This is a genomic window from Blastococcus sp. PRF04-17 (genome assembly GCF_023016265.1).
GTDB lineage: Bacteria > Actinomycetota > Actinomycetes > Mycobacteriales > Geodermatophilaceae > Blastococcus_B.
This window is the reverse complement of the sequence record NZ_CP095412.1, coordinates 348,613-366,435: the sequence shown is the minus strand read 5'-3', so window position 1 is coordinate 366,435 and position 17,823 is coordinate 348,613. Positions and strand designations below refer to the sequence as shown.

Annotated in this window: 17 protein-coding genes; 6 read left to right on the top strand and 11 right to left on the bottom strand. The window is 74.1% G+C overall.

The features are described from left to right. Positions 1–77 precede the first annotated feature (77 nt). Entirely contained in the window at positions 78–830 is a 753-nt protein-coding gene (locus MVA48_RS01860) for a hypothetical protein (RefSeq protein ID WP_246985147.1), read from the top strand. A gap of 11 nt (positions 831–841) precedes the next feature. Continuing rightward, positions 842–1,420 carry a hemerythrin domain-containing protein gene (locus MVA48_RS01855; protein ID WP_246985145.1) on the top strand — a complete coding sequence of 193 codons (579 nt, stop codon included), beginning with the start codon at positions 842–844 and terminating at the stop codon, positions 1,418–1,420. 116 nt (positions 1,421–1,536) lie between these two features. Here the strand turns inward: MVA48_RS01855 and MVA48_RS01850 are convergent, their stop codons facing one another. From MVA48_RS01850 to fabG, 3 genes are read right to left on the bottom strand one after another with little or no spacing between them, the layout of a single operon-like run. Beyond that, the gene (locus MVA48_RS01850) at positions 1,537–2,682 is read right to left on the bottom strand and encodes a ferrochelatase (protein WP_246985143.1); all 1,146 of its coding nucleotides are present in this window, start codon (positions 2,680–2,682) and stop codon (positions 1,537–1,539) included. 54 nt (positions 2,683–2,736) lie between these two features. Further along, positions 2,737–3,519 carry an enoyl-ACP reductase FabI gene (gene fabI / locus MVA48_RS01845; RefSeq protein ID WP_246985141.1) on the bottom strand — a complete coding sequence of 261 codons (783 nt, stop codon included), beginning with the start codon at positions 3,517–3,519 and terminating at the stop codon, positions 2,737–2,739. After that, positions 3,519–4,223: a beta-ketoacyl-ACP reductase gene (gene fabG / locus MVA48_RS01840; RefSeq protein WP_246985139.1), complete on the bottom strand. Its 705-nt coding sequence runs from the start codon at positions 4,221–4,223 to the stop codon at positions 3,519–3,521. The genes fabI and fabG overlap by 1 nt, the downstream gene beginning before the upstream one ends. Positions 4,224–4,306: 83 nt before the next feature. Here fabG and MVA48_RS01835 point away from each other — a divergent pair, with 83 nt between their 5' ends. Next, a complete protein-coding gene (locus MVA48_RS01835; protein ID WP_246985137.1) occupies positions 4,307–4,993 on the top strand; it encodes an NRDE family protein in 687 nt (228 codons plus the stop codon). A 21-nt stretch (positions 4,994–5,014) separates the two neighbouring features. On the opposite strand, the gene MVA48_RS23695 is transcribed toward MVA48_RS01835, so the two are convergent. After that, entirely contained in the window at positions 5,015–6,007 is a 993-nt protein-coding gene (locus MVA48_RS23695; RefSeq protein WP_305852279.1) for a transglycosylase family protein, read from the bottom strand. A 188-nt stretch (positions 6,008–6,195) separates the two neighbouring features. Further along, positions 6,196–8,280, bottom strand: a complete 2,085-nt coding sequence (locus tag MVA48_RS01825; RefSeq protein WP_246985134.1) for a DEAD/DEAH box helicase — start codon at positions 8,278–8,280, stop codon at positions 6,196–6,198. Positions 8,281–8,696: 416 nt separating this feature from the next. On the opposite strand from MVA48_RS01825, the gene MVA48_RS01820 reads away from it, so the two are divergent. The 3 genes from MVA48_RS01820 to MVA48_RS01810 are packed head-to-tail and all read left to right on the top strand — an operon-like array spanning position 8,697 to position 10,516. Next, complete coding sequence (locus MVA48_RS01820; RefSeq protein WP_246985132.1) at positions 8,697–8,969, top strand: hypothetical protein; 273 nt, start codon at positions 8,697–8,699, stop codon at positions 8,967–8,969. After that, complete coding sequence (locus tag MVA48_RS01815) at positions 8,966–9,499, top strand: MBL fold metallo-hydrolase (protein WP_246985131.1); 534 nt, start codon at positions 8,966–8,968, stop codon at positions 9,497–9,499. Before MVA48_RS01820 ends, MVA48_RS01815 begins: the two co-directional genes overlap by 4 nt. Before the next feature lie 45 nt (positions 9,500–9,544). Then, the gene (locus tag MVA48_RS01810) at positions 9,545–10,516 is read left to right on the top strand and encodes a quinone oxidoreductase family protein (RefSeq protein ID WP_246985129.1); all 972 of its coding nucleotides are present in this window, start codon (positions 9,545–9,547) and stop codon (positions 10,514–10,516) included. A gap of 43 nt (positions 10,517–10,559) precedes the next feature. Here the strand turns inward: MVA48_RS01810 and MVA48_RS01805 are convergent, their stop codons facing one another. The 6 genes from MVA48_RS01805 to MVA48_RS01780 form a co-directional block, all read right to left on the bottom strand. Further along, positions 10,560–11,516: a VWA domain-containing protein gene (locus MVA48_RS01805; protein ID WP_246985127.1), complete on the bottom strand. Its 957-nt coding sequence runs from the start codon at positions 11,514–11,516 to the stop codon at positions 10,560–10,562. Next, on the bottom strand, positions 11,513–12,550 hold the full coding sequence (locus MVA48_RS01800) for a DUF58 domain-containing protein (RefSeq protein ID WP_246985125.1): 1,038 nt from the start codon (positions 12,548–12,550) through the stop codon (positions 11,513–11,515). Before MVA48_RS01800 ends, MVA48_RS01805 begins: the two co-directional genes overlap by 4 nt. Further along, positions 12,547–13,740: an AAA family ATPase gene (locus MVA48_RS01795; RefSeq protein ID WP_246985122.1), complete on the bottom strand. Its 1,194-nt coding sequence runs from the start codon at positions 13,738–13,740 to the stop codon at positions 12,547–12,549. Before MVA48_RS01795 ends, MVA48_RS01800 begins: the two co-directional genes overlap by 4 nt. 278 nt (positions 13,741–14,018) lie before the next feature. Further along, complete coding sequence (locus tag MVA48_RS01790; RefSeq protein ID WP_246985120.1) at positions 14,019–15,233, bottom strand: C40 family peptidase; 1,215 nt, start codon at positions 15,231–15,233, stop codon at positions 14,019–14,021. A 166-nt stretch (positions 15,234–15,399) separates the two neighbouring features. Then, on the bottom strand, positions 15,400–16,935 hold the full coding sequence (locus MVA48_RS01785) for an AMP-binding protein (RefSeq protein ID WP_246985118.1): 1,536 nt from the start codon (positions 16,933–16,935) through the stop codon (positions 15,400–15,402). A gap of 52 nt (positions 16,936–16,987) precedes the next feature. Further along, positions 16,988–17,746 (bottom strand): SIR2 family NAD-dependent protein deacylase, encoded by a 759-nt coding sequence (locus MVA48_RS01780; protein WP_246985116.1) that lies wholly within the window; start codon positions 17,744–17,746, stop codon positions 16,988–16,990. Positions 17,747–17,823 lie beyond the last annotated feature (77 nt).

Here is a 17,823-nt window from a genome sequence, read left to right as displayed (position 1 = left end):
TCGTCGTCCCCTACGGTGCCGAACCGATACGGAACGGGTGCGGACGCCGCCGCCGGGCCGCGTCGTAGCCTCGGGCGGTGCACGAGTTCCCCGCCGGCCGTCTCGCGGCGTGGGCCACCGCGTGGCTCGCCGGCCGCTGCTCCTACGACGAGGCCCTGGATGCCGTCCTCGGCGACACCGCACACCGGGTGACCGGCCTGCCCGGGAGCGACGAGGCGGTGCCTCTCGGCTCCGCGCTGAGCGCCCTGCGCGGGCTCGGGGAGCGTCGGCTCCGCCTGGTGCTCCCGGTCCCGGGCGACGTCCGTGGCCTGCCGGCGGTTCCCGGCCTGGCCGCCGCGGCGGTGGAGGCCGGGCAGGTGGCCGTCGGCGAACGGCTCGCCCTGGTGCCGGAGGAGGCCGGTCCCGAGGCGGTGCAGTGGACGGCCTTCCCCCTGGACGGCGTGGCGTCTCTCCCGCCCGCGGCCGAGGGAACGCTGCGCGCGGTGTCGGGCGAGCTCGACCTCGCCGTGGCCGACGCCGCCCGCACCCTCGCCGGCCTGGGCCTCGCCCGATGGCACCCGGAGGTGCCCGCGCTGCTCGCCGGCCTGGCGAAACCCGCCGCCGGACCGCACCTCCCGGCCGACCACGATCCGCTGGCGGTGTCGGTGCTCGGGCGGGCCTCGCGGCTGGCGAAGGTGCTCGACCTGGCGATGGCCGACGCCCCGGGCGGCGCGGTCACCCACCGGCAGGCCGCGGCCCGTGACGTCGCGCTGCGCCCGCTCGCCGACGCCGTCCGCTCGGCGGTCGGGGCCGCGTTCAACGCGGTGCCGCGGGAGCCCCTGGGTCGTTAGCCTGCGGCGGCATGACCGCGCCGATGACGATGAACCGGCTGATCCACGCCGCCGTCCGCCGTGACCTGGATCGGCTGGACGCCGCCCTGGGTCAGGTCTCCGACGGCGACCGGGCGCGTGCCGCGGAACTGGCCCGCGCCTACGCGAACCTCCGGCTGGAGCTGACCCACCACCACGAGGGCGAGGACACCCACATCTGGCCCATGCTCGAGCGGGCGGGCGTCTCCCCCGAGCTGCTGCGCGCGATGGAAGCGGAGCACCACGCCATGGCCGACGCGCTCGCCGAGACGTCCGCCGCGATGACGCGGTTCTCCGACACCGCGTCGGCCACGGACGCCGCAGCGGCCCGCGCGAGCGTCGGCCGGACCCGGGCGGTCGTCGACCGGCACCTGGCCCACGAGGAGGACGAGCTGGAGCCGGCGCTGCGGCCGCACCTCGGGACGCCCGAGTGGAAGGCGGTGGAGAAGAAGCTGCGGGCGGTGTCCCCGGGGGTCGGCGGCCGGTTCTTCGCCTGGCTGACCGACGGGATACCGACGACGACCGGGCGTTCCTCCGCACGCAGCTCCCGCCCCCCGTGGTCACGGTCCTGACGAAGGTCTTCGGCCGCCGCTACACGAAGGAGATCGCCCCCGCCTGGCGGAGATGACGGAGGTCGCGCCGAGTGGGACCCGCAGGGCTCCGCGCAGGAGCGAGGAAGCGGCGGAGCTCAGCGGGGGGACGGCTCCTGGCCGCCGTGTCGCCCGACAGGGCGACGAACGAAACAGCATGACGCCGGGCAGTCGGTGCCCAGGCGCGGGAGTCCTCCCGCGCGGCGCTCCTCCAGCAGGAGGCGGACCGACTCGACGAACGCCGGGTGCGTGCCCGCCGTCGCCGCTCGGGCGAAGGCCAGGCCCAGCTCCTCGGCGGTCTGCTTCGCCTCGTTGTCCAGGTCCCAGATCACCTCGAGGTGGTCGCTGACGAAGCCGATCGGGAAGAGGACGACGGCCGTCTCGCCGGAGGCCGCCAGCGTGCGCAGGTGGTCGTTCACATCCGGCTCGAGCCACGGCACGGACGGCGGACCGCTGCGGCTCTGCCACACCAGGTCGAACGTCCGGCCCGGTGCCGCCTCCGCCACGACCCGCTCCGCGGCCGCCATGAGCTCGGCCTCGTAGGCGTGGCCCTGCGGCCCGGCGACGGCGGCCATGGCGTCGGGGATGCTGTGCGCCGTCGCGACCAGCCGGGCGGTTCCCCGCAGGTCCTCGGGCAGCGAGCCGATCGCCGCTGCGAGGGCGTCGGCGTTGGCCTGGACGAACCCGGGGGTGTCGAAGTAGTGCGGCAGCTTCTCCGCCGTCGGCCCCCCACCGGAGGACACGCGGGCCCGCGCGATGTCCTCGTGGTACTGCCGGCAGCCGGAGAACGAGGCGTAGGCCGAGGTGGCGAAGACGTAGACGTGCTCGATGCCGTCGGCGGCCATCTGCGCCCAGGTGTCCTCGACGTAGGGCGCCCAGTTGCGGTTGCCCCAGTAGACCGGCAGGTCCAGACCGGCCGCGGCCAGCTCCTTCTCCACGGCCGCGATCAGCGCCTTGTTCTGCTCGTTGATCAGGCTGACGCCGCCGAAGTGGTGGTAGTGCTCGGCCACCTCCTCCAGCCGCTCCCGCGGGATGCCCCGGCCGCGGGTCACGTTCTCGAGGAACGGCATCACGTCGTCGTGCCCCTCGGGTCCGCCGAAGGAGAGGACGAGCAGCGCCTCCCGTCGTCCGGACGGCGCCGGTTCGGAGGACGGCGGGACACCGCCGTTGTTGCGGACGGCGAGGGAGGGGTCCTCGTCGGGGCGCTGGCCTGCGGGCGTGATGTCGACGGTGGCGCGGGGCACGGGTGGTCTTCTCCCTGAGCGGTGCGGGCGGATGCAGGTCACACGCCGAGGGCCCTACACACCGACGGCGTGGAACCCTCCGTCGACGTGCACGATCTCGCCGGTGGTGGCGGGGAACCAGTCCGACAGCAGGGCGACGACTGCCTTTCCGGCGGGCTCGGTGTCGGTGACCGACCAGCCCAGCGGGGCGCGGCCCTCCCACGCCTCCTCGAACTGGGCGCTGCCCGGGATGGACTTCATGGCCATGCTGCGCAGCGGCCCGGCGGCGACGATGTTCGACCGGATGCCCTCGGGGCCGAGCTCGCGGGCCACGTACCGGCTCACCGATTCCAGCGCCGCCTTGGCCGCGCCCATCCAGCCGTACACCGGCCAGGCGACCGAGGCGTCGAAGGTCAGCCCCACGACCGACGACGGGTTGCCCAGCAGCGGACGGCAGGCCTGGGTCAGCGAGGCGTAGGACCACGACGACACCTGGAACGCCGTGGCCGCGTGCTCCCACGCGACCTCGGGGAAGCCCTCGCCCATGGCCTCCTGCGGCGCGAAGCCGATGGAGTGGACGACGCCGTCGAGGCGGTCGAAGCCCTGCTCGCGCAGCCGGTCGGCGAGGGTCGACAGGTGCTGGGTGTTCGTGACGTCGAGCTCGACGACGGCGGCTTCCTGCGGCAGGCGCTTGGCGATCCGCTGGCACAGCGACAGTGCCCGCCCGAAGTTGGAGAGCACGACGGTCGCGCCCTGCTCCTGGGCGATCCGGGCGGTGGCGAACGCGATCGACGCCTCCGTCAGGACGCCGGTCACCAAGACGTTCTTGCCCGCCAGGATCCCGTCGCTGCCGCTCATCAGTGCCCCATTCCCAGTCCGCCGTCGACCGGGACGACCGCCCCGGTGATGTAGCCGGCGGCGTCGCTCGCGAGGAAGCGGACGACGCCGGCGATCTCGTCCGCGTCGGCGTACCGGCCGAGCGGGACCTGTCCGAGGATCTCCTTCTGCCGGGCCTCCGGCAGCGCCGCGGTCATGTCGGTGGTGACGAAGCCCGGGGCCACGACGTTGGCGGTGATGTTGCGGCTGCCCAGCTCGCGGGCGATGGAGCGCGCCAGGCCGACCAGCCCGGCCTTGCTCGCGGCGTAGTTGGCCTGACCCGCCGAGCCGAGGAGTCCGACGACCGACGACACGAAGATCATGCGGCCGAAGCGACCGCGCACCATCTTCGCCGTCGCCCGCTTCGACACCCGGTAGGCGGCGGTGAGGTTGGCGTCGAGGACCTCGGTGAAGTCCTCCTCCTTCATCCGCATCAGGAGGCCGTCGCGGGTGATTCCGGCGTTGCTGACCAGCACCTCGACCGGGCCCTGGCGCTCCTCGACCTCCGCGAAGGCCCGGTCGACGGCGTCGGCGTCGGTGACGTCGCACTGGACGCCGAACAGCCCGTCGGGGGCCCCGCTGCCGCGGTGGGTGACCGCCACCTGGTCCCCCTGCTCGGCGAAGGAGCGGGCGATCGCCAGTCCGATACCCCGATTGCCGCCGGTCACCAGCACCGATCTGCTCACGTGCCACTCCCCTGCGCCGGATGTCTTGCTGGAAAACCTAGTCGCAGGGCGCCGATCGCACCGGTGCAGGGATGATGCGCTGCGTGTGCACGGTGGCGGTGCGGTGGTCCCCGGGGCGTCCGGCGCAGATCCTGGCGCTCCGCGACGAGCTCACCTCCCGCGACTTCGACGACCCGGGCCGGTGGTGGCCGGAGTTCCCCGGCGCCGTCGGCGGACGCGATCGGACCGCCGGCGGGACGTGGTGCGCGACCGACGTCGCCAGCGGAGCCACCGCGCTCGTGCTCAACCGGCCCGAGAAGCGCCTCGGCGACCCGGGCGCGCCCAGCCGCGGGCTCCTGCCGCTGCTGGGCGTCGCGCGCGGCGCCGACTGGCCGGCGGCGATCCGGCTGGAGGGGATGGCCTCGTTCAGCCTGGTCCTGGTCACTTCCGACCGGTTGACGACGTGGCTCTTCGACGGCGAGCGGCTCAGCTCCGCCGAGCACCCGGAGGGCACACTGCTCGTCACCTCGGGCGGGCCGGAGGACCGCAAGGCCGACCGGTGGCTGGGCCGGTTCGCCGAGGCGCCGTTCCCCGAGGGCTGGCAGGAGCTGGTGCTGGCTTCGGAGCCGGCGGACGACCCGTCGGCCCTCGTCGTGCGGCACGAGGAGGACGGTCTGGTCTACGCGACGGTGTTCTGCCAGCTCATGGACGCCGTACCGGGACGGCTGCGCCTGGAGTACAGCCGCACCCCGTGGATCGAGGGCTCCTGGACCGACACCGTCGTCAGCTGAGGCGGGCTCGCCCGAGCGCCGTCAGAGGTTTCGGCCGCAGGTGGGCCAGGCGCCGGGCCCCTGGCCCACGAGCACCCGCTCGGCGACGGTGATCTGTTCGCTCTTGGTCGCCAGGTCGGCGCGTGGCGCGTAGGTCTGGCCGCCGAACGCGTCCCACGTCGACTGGCTGAACTGCAGGCCGCCGTAGTAGCCGTTGCCGGTGTTGATGCTCCAGTTCCCACCGGACTCGCACATCGCGACGGCGTCCCAGTCGTGCCCCGTGCGCACCGGCGGTGGCGGGGACGGGGCGGGGGCGGACGGCGTGCGCGGCGGCGCCTGCCGGGTCGCCTGCTGAGCGGCCGCCCGCTGCTCCTGGAGCGCGACGAGAGCCGACCGCGCCTCGTCGAGCCGGGCCTGCATGGCCGACTGCGCCGTCCGCAGGTCGCTGACCTGCCGTTGTGCGGCCGCCTGGACGGCCTCGGCCGCCGCCAGGGCGGTGCGAGCCGCGTCCTGCTGCCGCGCGGCGTCGGCGAGGGCGTCCTCGGCTTCCGACTCCAGCTCGGCCGCCCGCTCCTGCGCGGACGCCGCGACCGTCAGCACGGTGGAGCGGTGGCTGCCCGCGGCCTCGAGCAGCGCGACCCGTTCCAGTGCCTGGGCCGGACTGCCCGAGGTGAGCAGGCTCTCCAGCACCGGTGAGGTCGAGCCGCTCATGTAGCTGTTGCGCGCGAACACGGCGACGGCGTCCCGGGCGCCGGAGAGGTCGGCCCGCGCCTCCTGCGCGGCGGCCGCGGCCACGCGGGCGTGCGCCAGCGCGGCGTCGTGGGCGCGCTCCTGGGTCGCGACGTCGGCGAGTGCCCGGGAGACCCGCGCGGCGGCGTCGTCCACCGCGCCCTGCGCGTCGCCGATCTGGGTGAGCAGCCGGCCGACCTGCGCCCCGGCTTCCTCGGCCGCACGGGTCGCGGCGCGCTCGTCGGCCGGGGCGGCCGATGCCGTGCCCGGCGCGGTGCCCGCGAGGACGGCGGCGGCGACGGTCACGACGACCGCGCGACCCGTCCGGCGGCGGCGGCAAATCACCCGCGACGCGCCCATCTCCCCCACCGCCCTTCGCTGCTGCCGAGCCCGGAACTCCTCTCCGGGATCGACCCGTCCGGGCCACTTCTTGAGCACGCCCGCGCCCCAGCCTGCCCCCGGAGGGGGAATCCCGCGCCGGCGGGGACCGCCGTTCAGCTCCGGCCCGCGTACGCCTCCGGCTGGACCAGGGCCTGGGTCAGCAGCGCGACCAGCGCCTCGAGCTGGACGTCGGCCGAGGACTGCGTCTCCTCGTCCGAGCCGTCGAGCGCCCGCGCGGCGAGGCCGGCCTTGCTGTCGATGAGCTCGGCGATCCGGGCGTCCAGGGTCTGGGCGGCGATGATCCGCCAGGCCGTGACCGGTTCGGTCTGCCCGATCCGGTGGGCACGGTCGATCGCCTGCGTCTGCTCGGCGTCGGTCCAGGAGAGCTCGGCGAGCACGATGTTGGAGGCGACCTGGAGGTTGAGCCCGACGCCGGCGGCCGTGAGGGAGCAGACGACCACGGCGACGTCGGGGTCGTTGACGAAGGCGTCGATGTTCTTCTGCCGCGAGGTGGGTGTCTGGTCGCCGCGGATCGAGGAGTAGCGCACCCCCAGCCGCTCGAGGGTCTCCTCGGCGACGTCCATCACGTCCACGTGCTTGGCGAAGAACACCACCTTGCCCGCGCTCCGGGCGAGCTGGGCGGCGTAGTCGGCGGCCAGGCCGGCCTTGGCCTGGCCGATGCGCCGCATCATGCTGAAGACGTTCTCGCCGGCGGTCTTGGTGCTGGTGTCCTTGAGCTCCCAGCCGGCCACCTTGCGCACCAGTCCGTGATCGATGCCCTCGACGACGGTGGCGGATTCGCGGGCCGCGAGCGCGCTCTCGTAGCGCTTGACGAGCCGGCGGGCGAGTTCTCGCTCGGCCGCCCGGATCGACCGCCCGGCCTTGTCGTCGAGCTCGACGGGCAGGTCGGCGATGCGGCGGGCGGGGATGTCGGCCGCCACGTCGACCTTGCGCCGGCGGACGATGCCCAGGTCGATGACGCACTGCCGGGCGGCTGGGTAGAAGCTGCGGTCGGCCGGCGTCAGGCCGGTCTCCTCGAGGCAGTCGGTGAGCGGGCCGAGCGGCTGGGTGTCGTCGATCCAGCCGAGGAACTGCCAGATGGCGCGGAAGTCGTCGATGTCGTTGATCAGCGGCGTGCCGGTGAGCGCCATGAGCAGCGGGCGGGCGGTGCGCGAACGGATCCGCTCGGCGAGCTCCAGCACGTGCTGCGAGCGCTGCGAGGTCTTGTTCTTGATGAAGTGCGCCTCGTCGACGACCATCCCGCGGAACCCGAAGTCGCCGAGCCAGCCCACGTGCCGGTCCAGCACCTCGTAGTTCACGATCACGACGTCGGCGAAGCCGTCGATCCGCTCGCCGTTGCCCTGGATGACCGTCGCCCGGCGGTTCGGCGTCCACCGGCCGGCCTCGCGGGCCCAGTTGGTCTTCACCACGTTCGGCACCACGACGAGCAGCGGATAGGCCTGCGACACCTCGGCGGCGACCAGCGACTGCGCCGTCTTGCCCAGCCCCGGCTCGTCGGCGAGCAGGAAGGTCCGGTGCCCGGCGGCCGCCGCGGCCACCATCCGGGCCTGGTGGGGCATCAGCTCCAGGCCCGCGGGGACCTGCCAGGGAGCCGGCTCCGGGAGTTCCATGCAGGCGGGGGCGCCGCCACCGGCGCGCTCGAAGGAGCTGAACAGGGGGCCCAGCAGCTCCCAGCCGGCGAGCCGGCGCGGCCGCGCCGGAGCCGGCCGTGCGGCCTCGAAGTCGGGGGCGAGGAACGGGTTGGCCAGCTGACGGGAGATCACCGACTGCGGCACGACCTGGCGCTCGGCCAGCGCCGGATCGACCGCCGGCTCCACCACCGGCGGCTCCTCGGGTTCCGGTTCGATGCCGACGGCCTTGAGCATGTCCCGGCGGCGCTCCTTGGCCCCCTCCGAGGGGATGGCGTCGTCGGCGAGCAGGGCGAGCAGGGCGCTGTCGCGCACCGCCACCCGGCCGAGGATGGCGGCGATCCCGTCGAGGCGCTTGAGCTGCTCGGAGCGGTACGCGGCACTGCTGGACTCGTCCGCCACGACGCGGGCGCGTTCCTCGCGCAGCAGGAGCGCGATCGCCTGGAACTCGGCGCGGACCGACGGCGTCGCGGCGCGGCGCGCGACGGCCCCCTCGACGTCGCGGACGGCGCGGGCGAGGACCGCCATGACGTCGTCGCCGGGACGCACCCTCCGGTCGTTCCGGGAGCCGGAACGGCGCGCGCCCGATGGGCGACGGCCTGGTCGAGTCACGAACCCTCCTCTGACGTGCACGGCACGGTTGCCGCTGCCGGCCTCCGACGGCCGGCACGGCTGGTCCGCGCGGTCCGGCGGGCGCGTGGTCGACTCCTGTGCGCCGGAGATCCGGCCGGGGTGGGACCGACGACGACCGGTCGATCGTCCGGGCAACCCGCGGCGGAACGGAGCCGGCGCTGGGCCGAGCGGCGTGCGATGTGCCGTGTGCACACAACAGTAGTGGGCCATCGCCCCACCGGAGTGGATGCGCCCCCGGCCGCCCTCGCCGTACCGAGCCCGAGGCGAGGCCGGTTGGACGTCGTCGACCACCTGATGGAGCGTCTGTGCACACACCACGGGAGGGAGCACCTATGAGGGTCGGGGACATCGACGTCCACCCGATCGCCGACGGCACCTTCCGGGCCAGCCCCGGCTACTTCGGCGACCACGTCACCGCGCACGGACACGAGGACTTCTTCGACCGGCACGGCCAGGCGTGGCTGCCGATCGGCACCTTCCTCGTCCGGACCGGCTCCTCCGTGGTCCTGGTCGACACGGGCCTGGGCCCGGACCTGCACGACGACGGCCCCCGGAGGCTGCTCGTCGGCGGGCAGTTGATGGTCGGGCTCCGCGCGGCGGGGTGAGCCCGGCCGACATCGACGTCGTCATCTGCACCCACCTGCACCTCGACCACTGCGGATGGCTCTTCGACCTGGCCGGCCGGCCGGTCTTCCCCCGGGCCCACCTCTGGTTCGGTGCAGCCGACTGGCAGCACTTCGTCCTGGATCCGCGGAGCAGGATGCTCGACCACATCCGGCAGGGGATGCTGACCACGGACGGCGCCCGCGTCCACCTGGTCAGCCACGACACCACCGTCGTCCCCGGTGTCGACGTGACGATGACCCCGGGGCACACCCCGGGTCACCTGTCGGTCGTCGTGTCCTCCGGTGTGCACCGGGCGCTGCTCCTCGGAGACGCGATCACCTGTCCCGTGCAGCTGGACGAACCGACGTGGCACGCCATGGGCGACGTCGACCCCCAGCTCGCCGCCCGGGTGCGGGAGCGACTGTTCCGCGAGCTCGAGGCCGAGAACACCTACGGGGCCGGCGCGCACTTCCCGGAGCTGCGGTTCGGCCGCGTCCTGACCGGCGAGCTGCGCAGATGGATCGGCTGAGGAGCCCGCTGCAGCGCCCCGTGCGCACCGCATAGCCTGCCGGACATGCGTGCCGTGCAGATCACCCGCTTCGGCGGTCCGGAGGTCCTCGAGGTCGTCGACATCGCCGAGCCGGAGGCGGGGGCGGGCCAGACGCTGTACGACGTCTCCACGGCGGGCATCAACTACGCCGACACCCACCAGATCGAGAACTCCTACCTGGCCGCGCAGCAGTTGCCCCTCGTGCCGGGCGCCGAGTTCGTCGGCACGCCGGTGGGCGGGGGCCGGCGAGTGGTCGGCCTGCTCGACGGCGGCGGCTACGCCGAGAAGGCGGTCGCCCACGACTTCCTCACCTGGCCGGTGCCGGACGGCGTCAGCGACGAGCAGGCGCTGGCCGTCGTCCTGCAGGGCGCCACCGCGTGGCACCTGCTGCGCACCAGCGCGCACCTGGCCGAGGGCGAGTCGGTCGTGGTGATCGCCGGCGCCGGCGGGGTCGGCAGCCTCGCCGTCCAGCTGGCCAAGCGGTGGGGCGCCGGGCGGATCATCGCCACCGCGTCCAGCCCCGAGAAGCGGGCGCTCACCGAGGAGCTCGGCGCCGACGCCACCGTCGACCCGGCGCTGGCCGACGACGACCCGAAGCAGTTCACCGGTGCGCTGCGCGAGGCCAACGGCGGCAAGCCGGTCGACATCGTGCTGGAGATGACCGGAGGCAACGTCTTCGCCGGATCGCTGTCGGCACTGGCCCCCTTCGGCCGGCTGGTCACCTACGGCATGGCCGCCCGGCAGGAGACGAAGGCCGTGCCGCCGGGGGCGCTGATGCAGCGGAGCCGGGCGGTCATCGGCTTCTGGCTGGCGCACTGCATGGCCCGGCCGCAGCTGCTCGACGCCGCGATGGGCGAGCTGCTGCCCATGGTCGCCGACGGCTCGCTGCGGCCGATCGTCGGCGGCCGCTATCCGCTGTCGAACGTCCGCGACGCCCACCAGGACCTGCTCGCCCGTCGGACCACCGGCAAGCTCGTCCTCGACCCGGCCCGCTGATGCGGAGTGGGACGGCGCGGATAACGCGCCCGTACCACTCCGCCTACACCAGGCGGTTGGTCCAGAGCAGGCTGAGGACGGCGCCCAGCAGCGCCAGGGCGACGCCACCGCGGACGAACCACGGACTGATGTCCTGCGGCTCGGTCGTGTACCCGATCTGGCTGCCGAGGTCGGCGTACACCTGCTCGAGCTCGGCGGCGCTGGCGGCCTCGCTGTAGCTGCCGCCGGTCTGCTCGGCGATGTTCTCCAGCGTGGCCCGGTCGACCGGCACCGGCACCGTCTCGCCGTCCAGGTCGAGCGTGCCGTAGTCGGTGCCGAACGCGATCGTCGAGACCGGCACGCCGGCGGCCCGGGCGGCGTCGATCGCCTGCGTGTCCTCGCGGCCGACGGTGTTGTAGCCGTCGGAGAGCAGCACGATCCGCGCCGGCACCTCCTCGGCCTCCCCGGCGTCCAGGGTGGACTGGAAGTTCTCGATCGCGGTCAGCGACGTGAACACCGCCTCGCCGATCGCCGTCGACTCCGCGAGGTCCAGGTTGTCGATGGCGCCGACGACCTGCTGGCGGTCGGTCGTGGGGGGCACCAGCGTGGTCGCCGTCCCGGCGAAGGACACCAGCCCCAGGTTGATCCGCTCGGGCAGCACCTCGACGAACTCCTTGGCCGCGGTCTGCATGGCGCGGAAGCGGTCGGGCTCGATGTCGGTGGCCTGCATCGACAGCGACACGTCGACGGCCATGACCACCGTCGCCCGCTCGCGCGGCACCCGCACCTCGGTGCTGGGCTGGGCCAGGGAGACGACCAGGGTCGCCAGGCCGAGCGCGACGACGGCGAAGGCCAGGTGCCGCCGCCAGCCCGGGCGCCTCGGCACGAGCGAGCCGAGCAGCGCCACGTTGGTGAACCGCGCCGCGTACGCCTTGCGGCGCAGCTGCAGCACGACGTACAGGGCGACGAGCGCGACGACGGCGAGCAGTGCCAGCAGCCACAGCGGTGCCTGGAAGATCATCGCGACGCTCCCCCGCTGCCGGCCCGGCGGCGGTCGGCGACGAACCGGACGACGTCCATGAGCCAGTCCCGGTCGGTGCGCAGCTGCAGGTGACCGGCCCCGGCCCGGCGCAGGGCGGCGGCGATCTCCCGCCGCTGCGCCGCCGCGCCGGCGGCGAACCGCTCGCGGAACTCGGGGTTGCCGGTCGGCACCTCCAGGGTCTGCCCGCTCTCCGGGTCCACAACCGTCAGCAGGCCGACATCCGGCAGCTCCAGCTCCCGCGGATCCACCACCTCGATCGCCAGCAGCTCGTGCCGGGTCGACAGCCCGCGCAGCGGCCGCTCCCAGTCGAGGTCGCCCAGGAAGTCGGAGATCACGACGACCAGCCCGCGCCGCCGCGGGGGCCGGCGCAGCGACTCCAGCGCCGCCGCCAGGTCCCCGCGCCGGCCGCCGGCCGCCCGCGGGGTCGCCACCACCGAGCGCAGCAGCCGCTCGGCGGCCAGTCGCCCGGGCATCGCCGGGTGGCGGGTCACCTGCTCGCCCGTGGTCACGACGGCGCCGAGCCGGTTGCCGCCGTGCACGGTGAGGTGTCCCACCGCGGCCAGGCCGGCGATGGCCAGGTCGCGCTTCTGGCAGTTGGCCGTGCCGAAGTCGAGGCTCGCGGACAGGTCGACCACCGCCCACGTCTCGAGCTCGCGGTCGGCGATGGTCTCCCGGACGTGGGGCACCTGGGTGCGCGCCGTCACGGGCCAGTCCATGCGGCGGACGTCGTCCCCCGGGTGGTAGGTGCGCGAGTCGCCGGCCTCCGAGCCGGAACCGGGCACGAGACCCAGGTGGTCGCCCTGCAGCAGGCCGTCGAGGCGCCGGCGCACGGTGAGCTCGAGACGCCGCAGCAGCACGTCGGCGGGGCCGTCGGTGAACCGCGGCGGCGCCCCGTCACCCGCACCCGGGTCGACGCCCGAACCGGGCGTCGCCGGGTGCAGCAGCAGCCCCCGGTGCTCGGCCGGCGGGGGTGGGGCCGGCGGGTCCGCGGCCCCGCGACGACGGAGGATCACGCCGGGTGCGGTCCCTGCGCGTACCCGTTGGAACTCGGTGCCTGCGGGCCCGGACCGTTGCCCACGGGACCGTTCGGGACGACACCCTGCGGCGGCCCGAAGTGCGGCTGCGGCACGTGCGGACCACCCGGGGCGCTCGGGCCGAAGCCGCCGGCGTTCTGCCGCGGGGCGACCTGTGGCAGCGGCACGGTCTGGACGATCCGCTTGACGATGTGGTCGGCCGGCACGCCGTCGGCCAGGGCGTCGTAGGACAGCACCAGCCGGTGCCGCAGCACGTCGGCGGTCACGTCGAGGACGTCCTGCGGCAGCACGTAGTCACGCCCGCGGACCAGCGCGAGCCCACGGCTGGCGGCGATGAGGCCCAGCGACGCGCGGGGGCTGGCGCCGTAGGACACCCAGGTCGCGACGTCCTCCATGCCGTGCTCCCGGGGCGACCGGGTGGCGACGACCAGTCGGACGACGTAGTCGACCAGGGCGTGGTGCACGAACACCTGCGAGGCCGTCTTTTGCAGGCGGATGAGCTCGCCCGGGCTGAGCACCGTCTCGGCGACCGGCGGCTCGGAGCCCATCCGGTACACGATCTCGCGCTCCTCCTCGGGGCTCGGGTAGTCGACGAGCACCTTCATCAGGAAGCGGTCGCGCTGCGCCTCGGGCAGCGGGTAGACCCCCTCGGACTCGATCGGGTTCTGCGTCGCCAGCACCAGGAAGGGGTCGGGCAGCGGATGGGTCACGCCGCCGATCGAGACCTGCCGCTCGGCCATGACCTCGAGCAGCGCCGACTGCACCTTGGCCGGCGCGCGGTTGATCTCGTCGGTCAGGACGAAGTTGGCGAACACCGGGCCGAGCTCGGTGTCGAAGGTGTCCTGCCCGGCCTTGTAGATGCGCGTGCCGATGATGTCGGCCGGCACCAGGTCGGGGGTGAACTGCAGGCGGGCGAAGCGGCCGCCGACGGCGGTGGCCAGCGTCTCCACGGCGAGGGTCTTCGCCACGCCGGGGACTCCCTCGAGCAGCACGTGGCCGCGGGCCAGGAGGGCCACGAGCATCCGCTCGACGAGACGGTCCTGGCCGACGATCACCCGCTTGATCTCGAAGAGCACCCGCTCGAGCCGGCTCGCGTCGACCGACGGCGGCACCGGTGCGGCCGCACCCTGCGAAGAGCTCTCGATCGGCGTGCTGGCAGCGGTGCTCACGGAACTCCCTGGTCGTGCCGGTCCACGTCCTCCCGGCACGGGAGAGCCGTCGACGGGACGGCGCGGCCCGCCCCGGAGCCCAGTGTCCTACACCTTCCTGGGCGCCGTGGGCGGACGCCGCCGAGGCGGGGACGGCCGCCTCGGCACGGCGCGGAAACGAGCGCCGAGCCGTGTCCACACCCCTGCCCGGAGGGGGTGGTGGCTGCTAGCCTTGCTCTCGCGTCGGGCAGCTCCCCCCGTGGCTGCCCGACGCCCTCATGTCCGGGGGCAGGCCCGGTTCACGCGCTCGGTCGCACCGCGCCGGCGTAGCCGCTCCACCACATCGCCGAGATCTTCACGACGTCACCGCTCTGGGGCGCCTGGATCACCTGGTCGCCGCCGAGGTAGATCGCCACGTGGTAGATCGTCGTGGGGTCCGACGCGTCGTTGGCCCAGAAGACGAGGTCGCCCGGCTGCAGCGCGTGGCTCGGCACCTTGGGCAGCGCGGCGTACTGCGCCCGGCTGTTGCGCGGGATGCTGATGCCGGCCTGCGCGTAGGCGTACTGGGTCAGCCCGCTGCAGTCGAAACCGATGACGCCCGTGTCGGGGTGCAGACCCGGACCGGGGCCGAAGGTGCCGCCGCCGCCCCAGGCATAGGGCAGCCCGAGGTAGTTCTTCGCGGCGTCGATGGCCACCGCCGCGGCGTTGGCGTCGCCGGCGCCGGCCTGGTTCTGGTTCCCGATCGGCGCGGGCCGCGGCGCCGGCGAGGGGCGGTCGACCCGGGCCGTGCGTTCGGCGGCCGCGCGGGCGCCGACGAAGGAGGCGAGCTCCGCCTCGGCCGCGGCGAGCTGCGCCTGCAGCTGCCCCTGCTGGGCGACGAGTGCGGTCGCCTGCTGCCGCGCCTCGATCTCCGCCGCCTGCGCGACGGCGAGCTTCTCCTCGGCAACCGTCCTGAGGGCCGCCGCGTCCGCCACCGCCGAGCGGGCCGCCGCGTCGGCCGCCGTCGCCTGCTCCTGCAGCACCGTGACCCGGTCGAGGACGGCGGACCGGTGGCTGCCCGCCGCCTCGAGCAGCGCGGCGCGCTCGATCATCTGCGCGGGATCGGCCGCGGTGATCAGGGCGGCGGCACCGGCGTAGGTGCTGCCCTCCATGTAGCTGCGCCGGGCGAAGGCGATGACCTCGTCCCGGGCGACCTCGAGATCGGCGGTGGCCTTGGCCGCGGCGGCGGCCGCCATGTCGGCCTCCTGCTGGGCGACCTGGTACGCGCCCTGCATCGCCTGGTACTCGTCCAGCGCGATGACCGCGGCGGTTCGGGCGGCGGCGACGACGTCCTGTGCGCGCGCCAGCTGACCCGACAGGTCCCTGATCTGCTGCTCAGCGCGCGCGGCGGCCCTCTCGGCCTCGGCGATCTGGCCGTTGCTCGGCGCCGCCGCGGCGATGCCCGGTGCGAGCCCCACGGTGACCGCGGCCGCGACGGCCACGCCCATGACACTGCTCCACGTACGGCTGGCCACGACCTCGACCTCTCCTCGACATGCAGACGGCACCCGGGACGGGTGCCGCTGCAGGAGGGATCGACGTGTCGGAGGCGGCGTTGAGCGCCGTATCACCCCGAGGGGTGATACGGCGCCCTCCCGGGTCCCGCGCCGAGCTCGCGAGGGGTGGGGAGGAGGGGGTCCTTCAATTGACCTGGCGCTCCGAGCCGGCCCAGAAGGACTCGCGGAGCTTGAACTTCTGGATCTTGCCCGTGGCGGTCCGGGCGAGCTCGTCCCGGAACTCCACGCGCTTGGGGATCTTGTAGCCGGCGATCCTGCCGCGGCAGTGGGCGATGATCTCCTCGGCGGTGACCTGCTCGCCCTCCCCGACGACCACGATGGCGGTGACCATCTCGCCCCACTTGTCGTCCGGGACGCCGATGACCGCGACCTCGGCGACGGCCGGGTGGCTGAAGACGACGTCCTCCACCTCGATCGAGGACACGTTCTCGCCGCCGGTGATGATCACGTCCTTCTTGCGGTCGGAGATGGTGACGTAACCGCCCTCGTCGATCGAGCCGCCGTCCCCGGTGTGGAACCAGCCGCCCTCGAGCGCCTCCGCGGACGCGTCCGGGTTCTCCCAGTAGCCCTGGAGCACGACGTTGCCCTGGGCCAGCACCTCGCCGGACTCACTGGTCCGCAGCCGGATGCCCAGCGCGGGGACCCCGGCCCGGGACAGCTTCTTGGCCCGCTCCTCCGGCTCCAGCTCGTCGTACTCCGCCCGCGGCCGGTTGATGGTGAGCAGCGGCGCGGTCTCGGTCAGGCCGTAGATCTGGTTGAACTCCCACCCCAGTTCCTGCTCGACCCGGGCGATCGTCTTCGAGGGCGGCGGCGCGCCGGCGACGACGATCCGCACCCGGTCGCGACCGGGGATCTCGCCGTCCCAGTCGGCGGCCGCCTCCAGGACGGCGTTCCAGACGGCCGGCGCCCCGGCCATCAGCGTCACGCCGTGCCGGTCGACGCGGCGCAGGATCTCGGCGCCGTCGACCTTGCGCAGCACGACCTGCCGGACGCCGAGGCCGGACATCGTGTACGGCAGGCCCCAGCCGTTGCAGTGGAACATCGGCAGCGTGTGCATGTAGACGTCGCGGTCGCTGACCTGCATGTGCATGCCGAAGGTGACCGCGTTGACCCACAGGTTGCGATGGGTCATCTGCACGCCCTTGGGCCGGGCCGTCGTCCCGCTGGTGTAGTTGATCGTCGCGGTGGCGTCCTCGTCGGGCTCCCCCCACGGCCGGGGCTCGGCGTCGACGTCGAGCAGCTGCTCGTACTCCTCCCCCGTGCCGAACCGGTGCTCGGCCTCGATCCCCTTGAGCGTCGACTCCAGCTCCGGGTCGACCAGCAGCACGCGGGCGCCGGAGTGGCCGACGATGTAGCCGACCTCCTCCGGCGACAGCCGGAAGTTGATCGGCACCGCCACCCGGCCCGACGACGGCACGGCCAGCAGCAGCTCCAGCAGCCGGCCGGCGTTGTGGCTGACGATCGCCACCCGCTCGCCCTCGCCGATCCCCAGCCGATCCAGGCCCGCCTGCAGCGCGCGGCCGCGGCGGGCGACCTCGCGGTAGCTCACCTCGCCGAGCGAGGGCGCCGGCTGGTTCGGCTCGTCCACGATGCCGATCCGGTCGCCGTAGACCAGCTCGGCGCGGTCGAGGAAGTCGCGGGTGGTCAGAGGCACGCGCATGCCGGCTCCCGGGTGCTCAGGGCTGTGGTGCCCGTCACGCTAACCGGGTCGGTCAGTCGGCCGCGACCAGTCGCGGCAGGGAGGTGCCGATCGGCTCGCGGACGACGAGGTCCGCCGTCCAGTCGTAGGGCGTCGGCTCGGCGTTGACGACGACGAGACGGGCGCCGGAGCCGACGGCGATGTCGGCCAGCCCGGCCGCGGGCCACACCTGCAGCGAGGTGCCGACGGCGAGGAAGACGTCGCAGTCGGCGGCCGCGGCGGTGCACGCCTCGACGACCCGCTCCTCGAGCATCTGGCCGAAGTAGACGGTGGCCGTCTTGAGGATGCCGCCGCAGACCCGGCACTCCGGATCGGGCTCGCCCGCCGCGACGCGGTCGAGCGCCTCGCGGATCGTCGTCCGGTCGCCGCAGTCGGTGCACACGACCTCGTGCACGGTGCCGTGGATCTCGTGCACCAGCTCGCCGCTGGAGCCGGCCGCCTGGTGCAGCCCGTCGATGTTCTGGGTGACCAGCGCGCGCAGCCGCCCCTGCCGCTCGAGGTCGACCAGCGCCCGGTGGCCGGCGTTCGGCTGCGGATCGGCGTCCTGCATCGCCCGGCGCAGCAGCCAGGAGCGGCGCCGGATCTCCGGATCGGCCAGGTAGTAGCCGAGGGTCACGAGCTTCTCGGCGTCGGGGTCGCGGGTCCAGACGCCGTTGGGCCCGCGGTAGTCCGGGATGCCGCTCTCGGTCGAGATCCCCGCGCCGGTGAGCACGGTGATCCGCCGGGCGGCGGTGAGCCACTCGGGCAGGGTCTCGGGGACGGCGCCGGTCACGTCGTCCACCGTAAGGACCCGTGATCGACGTCACCGGGTGAGGCAAGGGTGCCCTGACCCGGTGCTCCCGCCGCTGA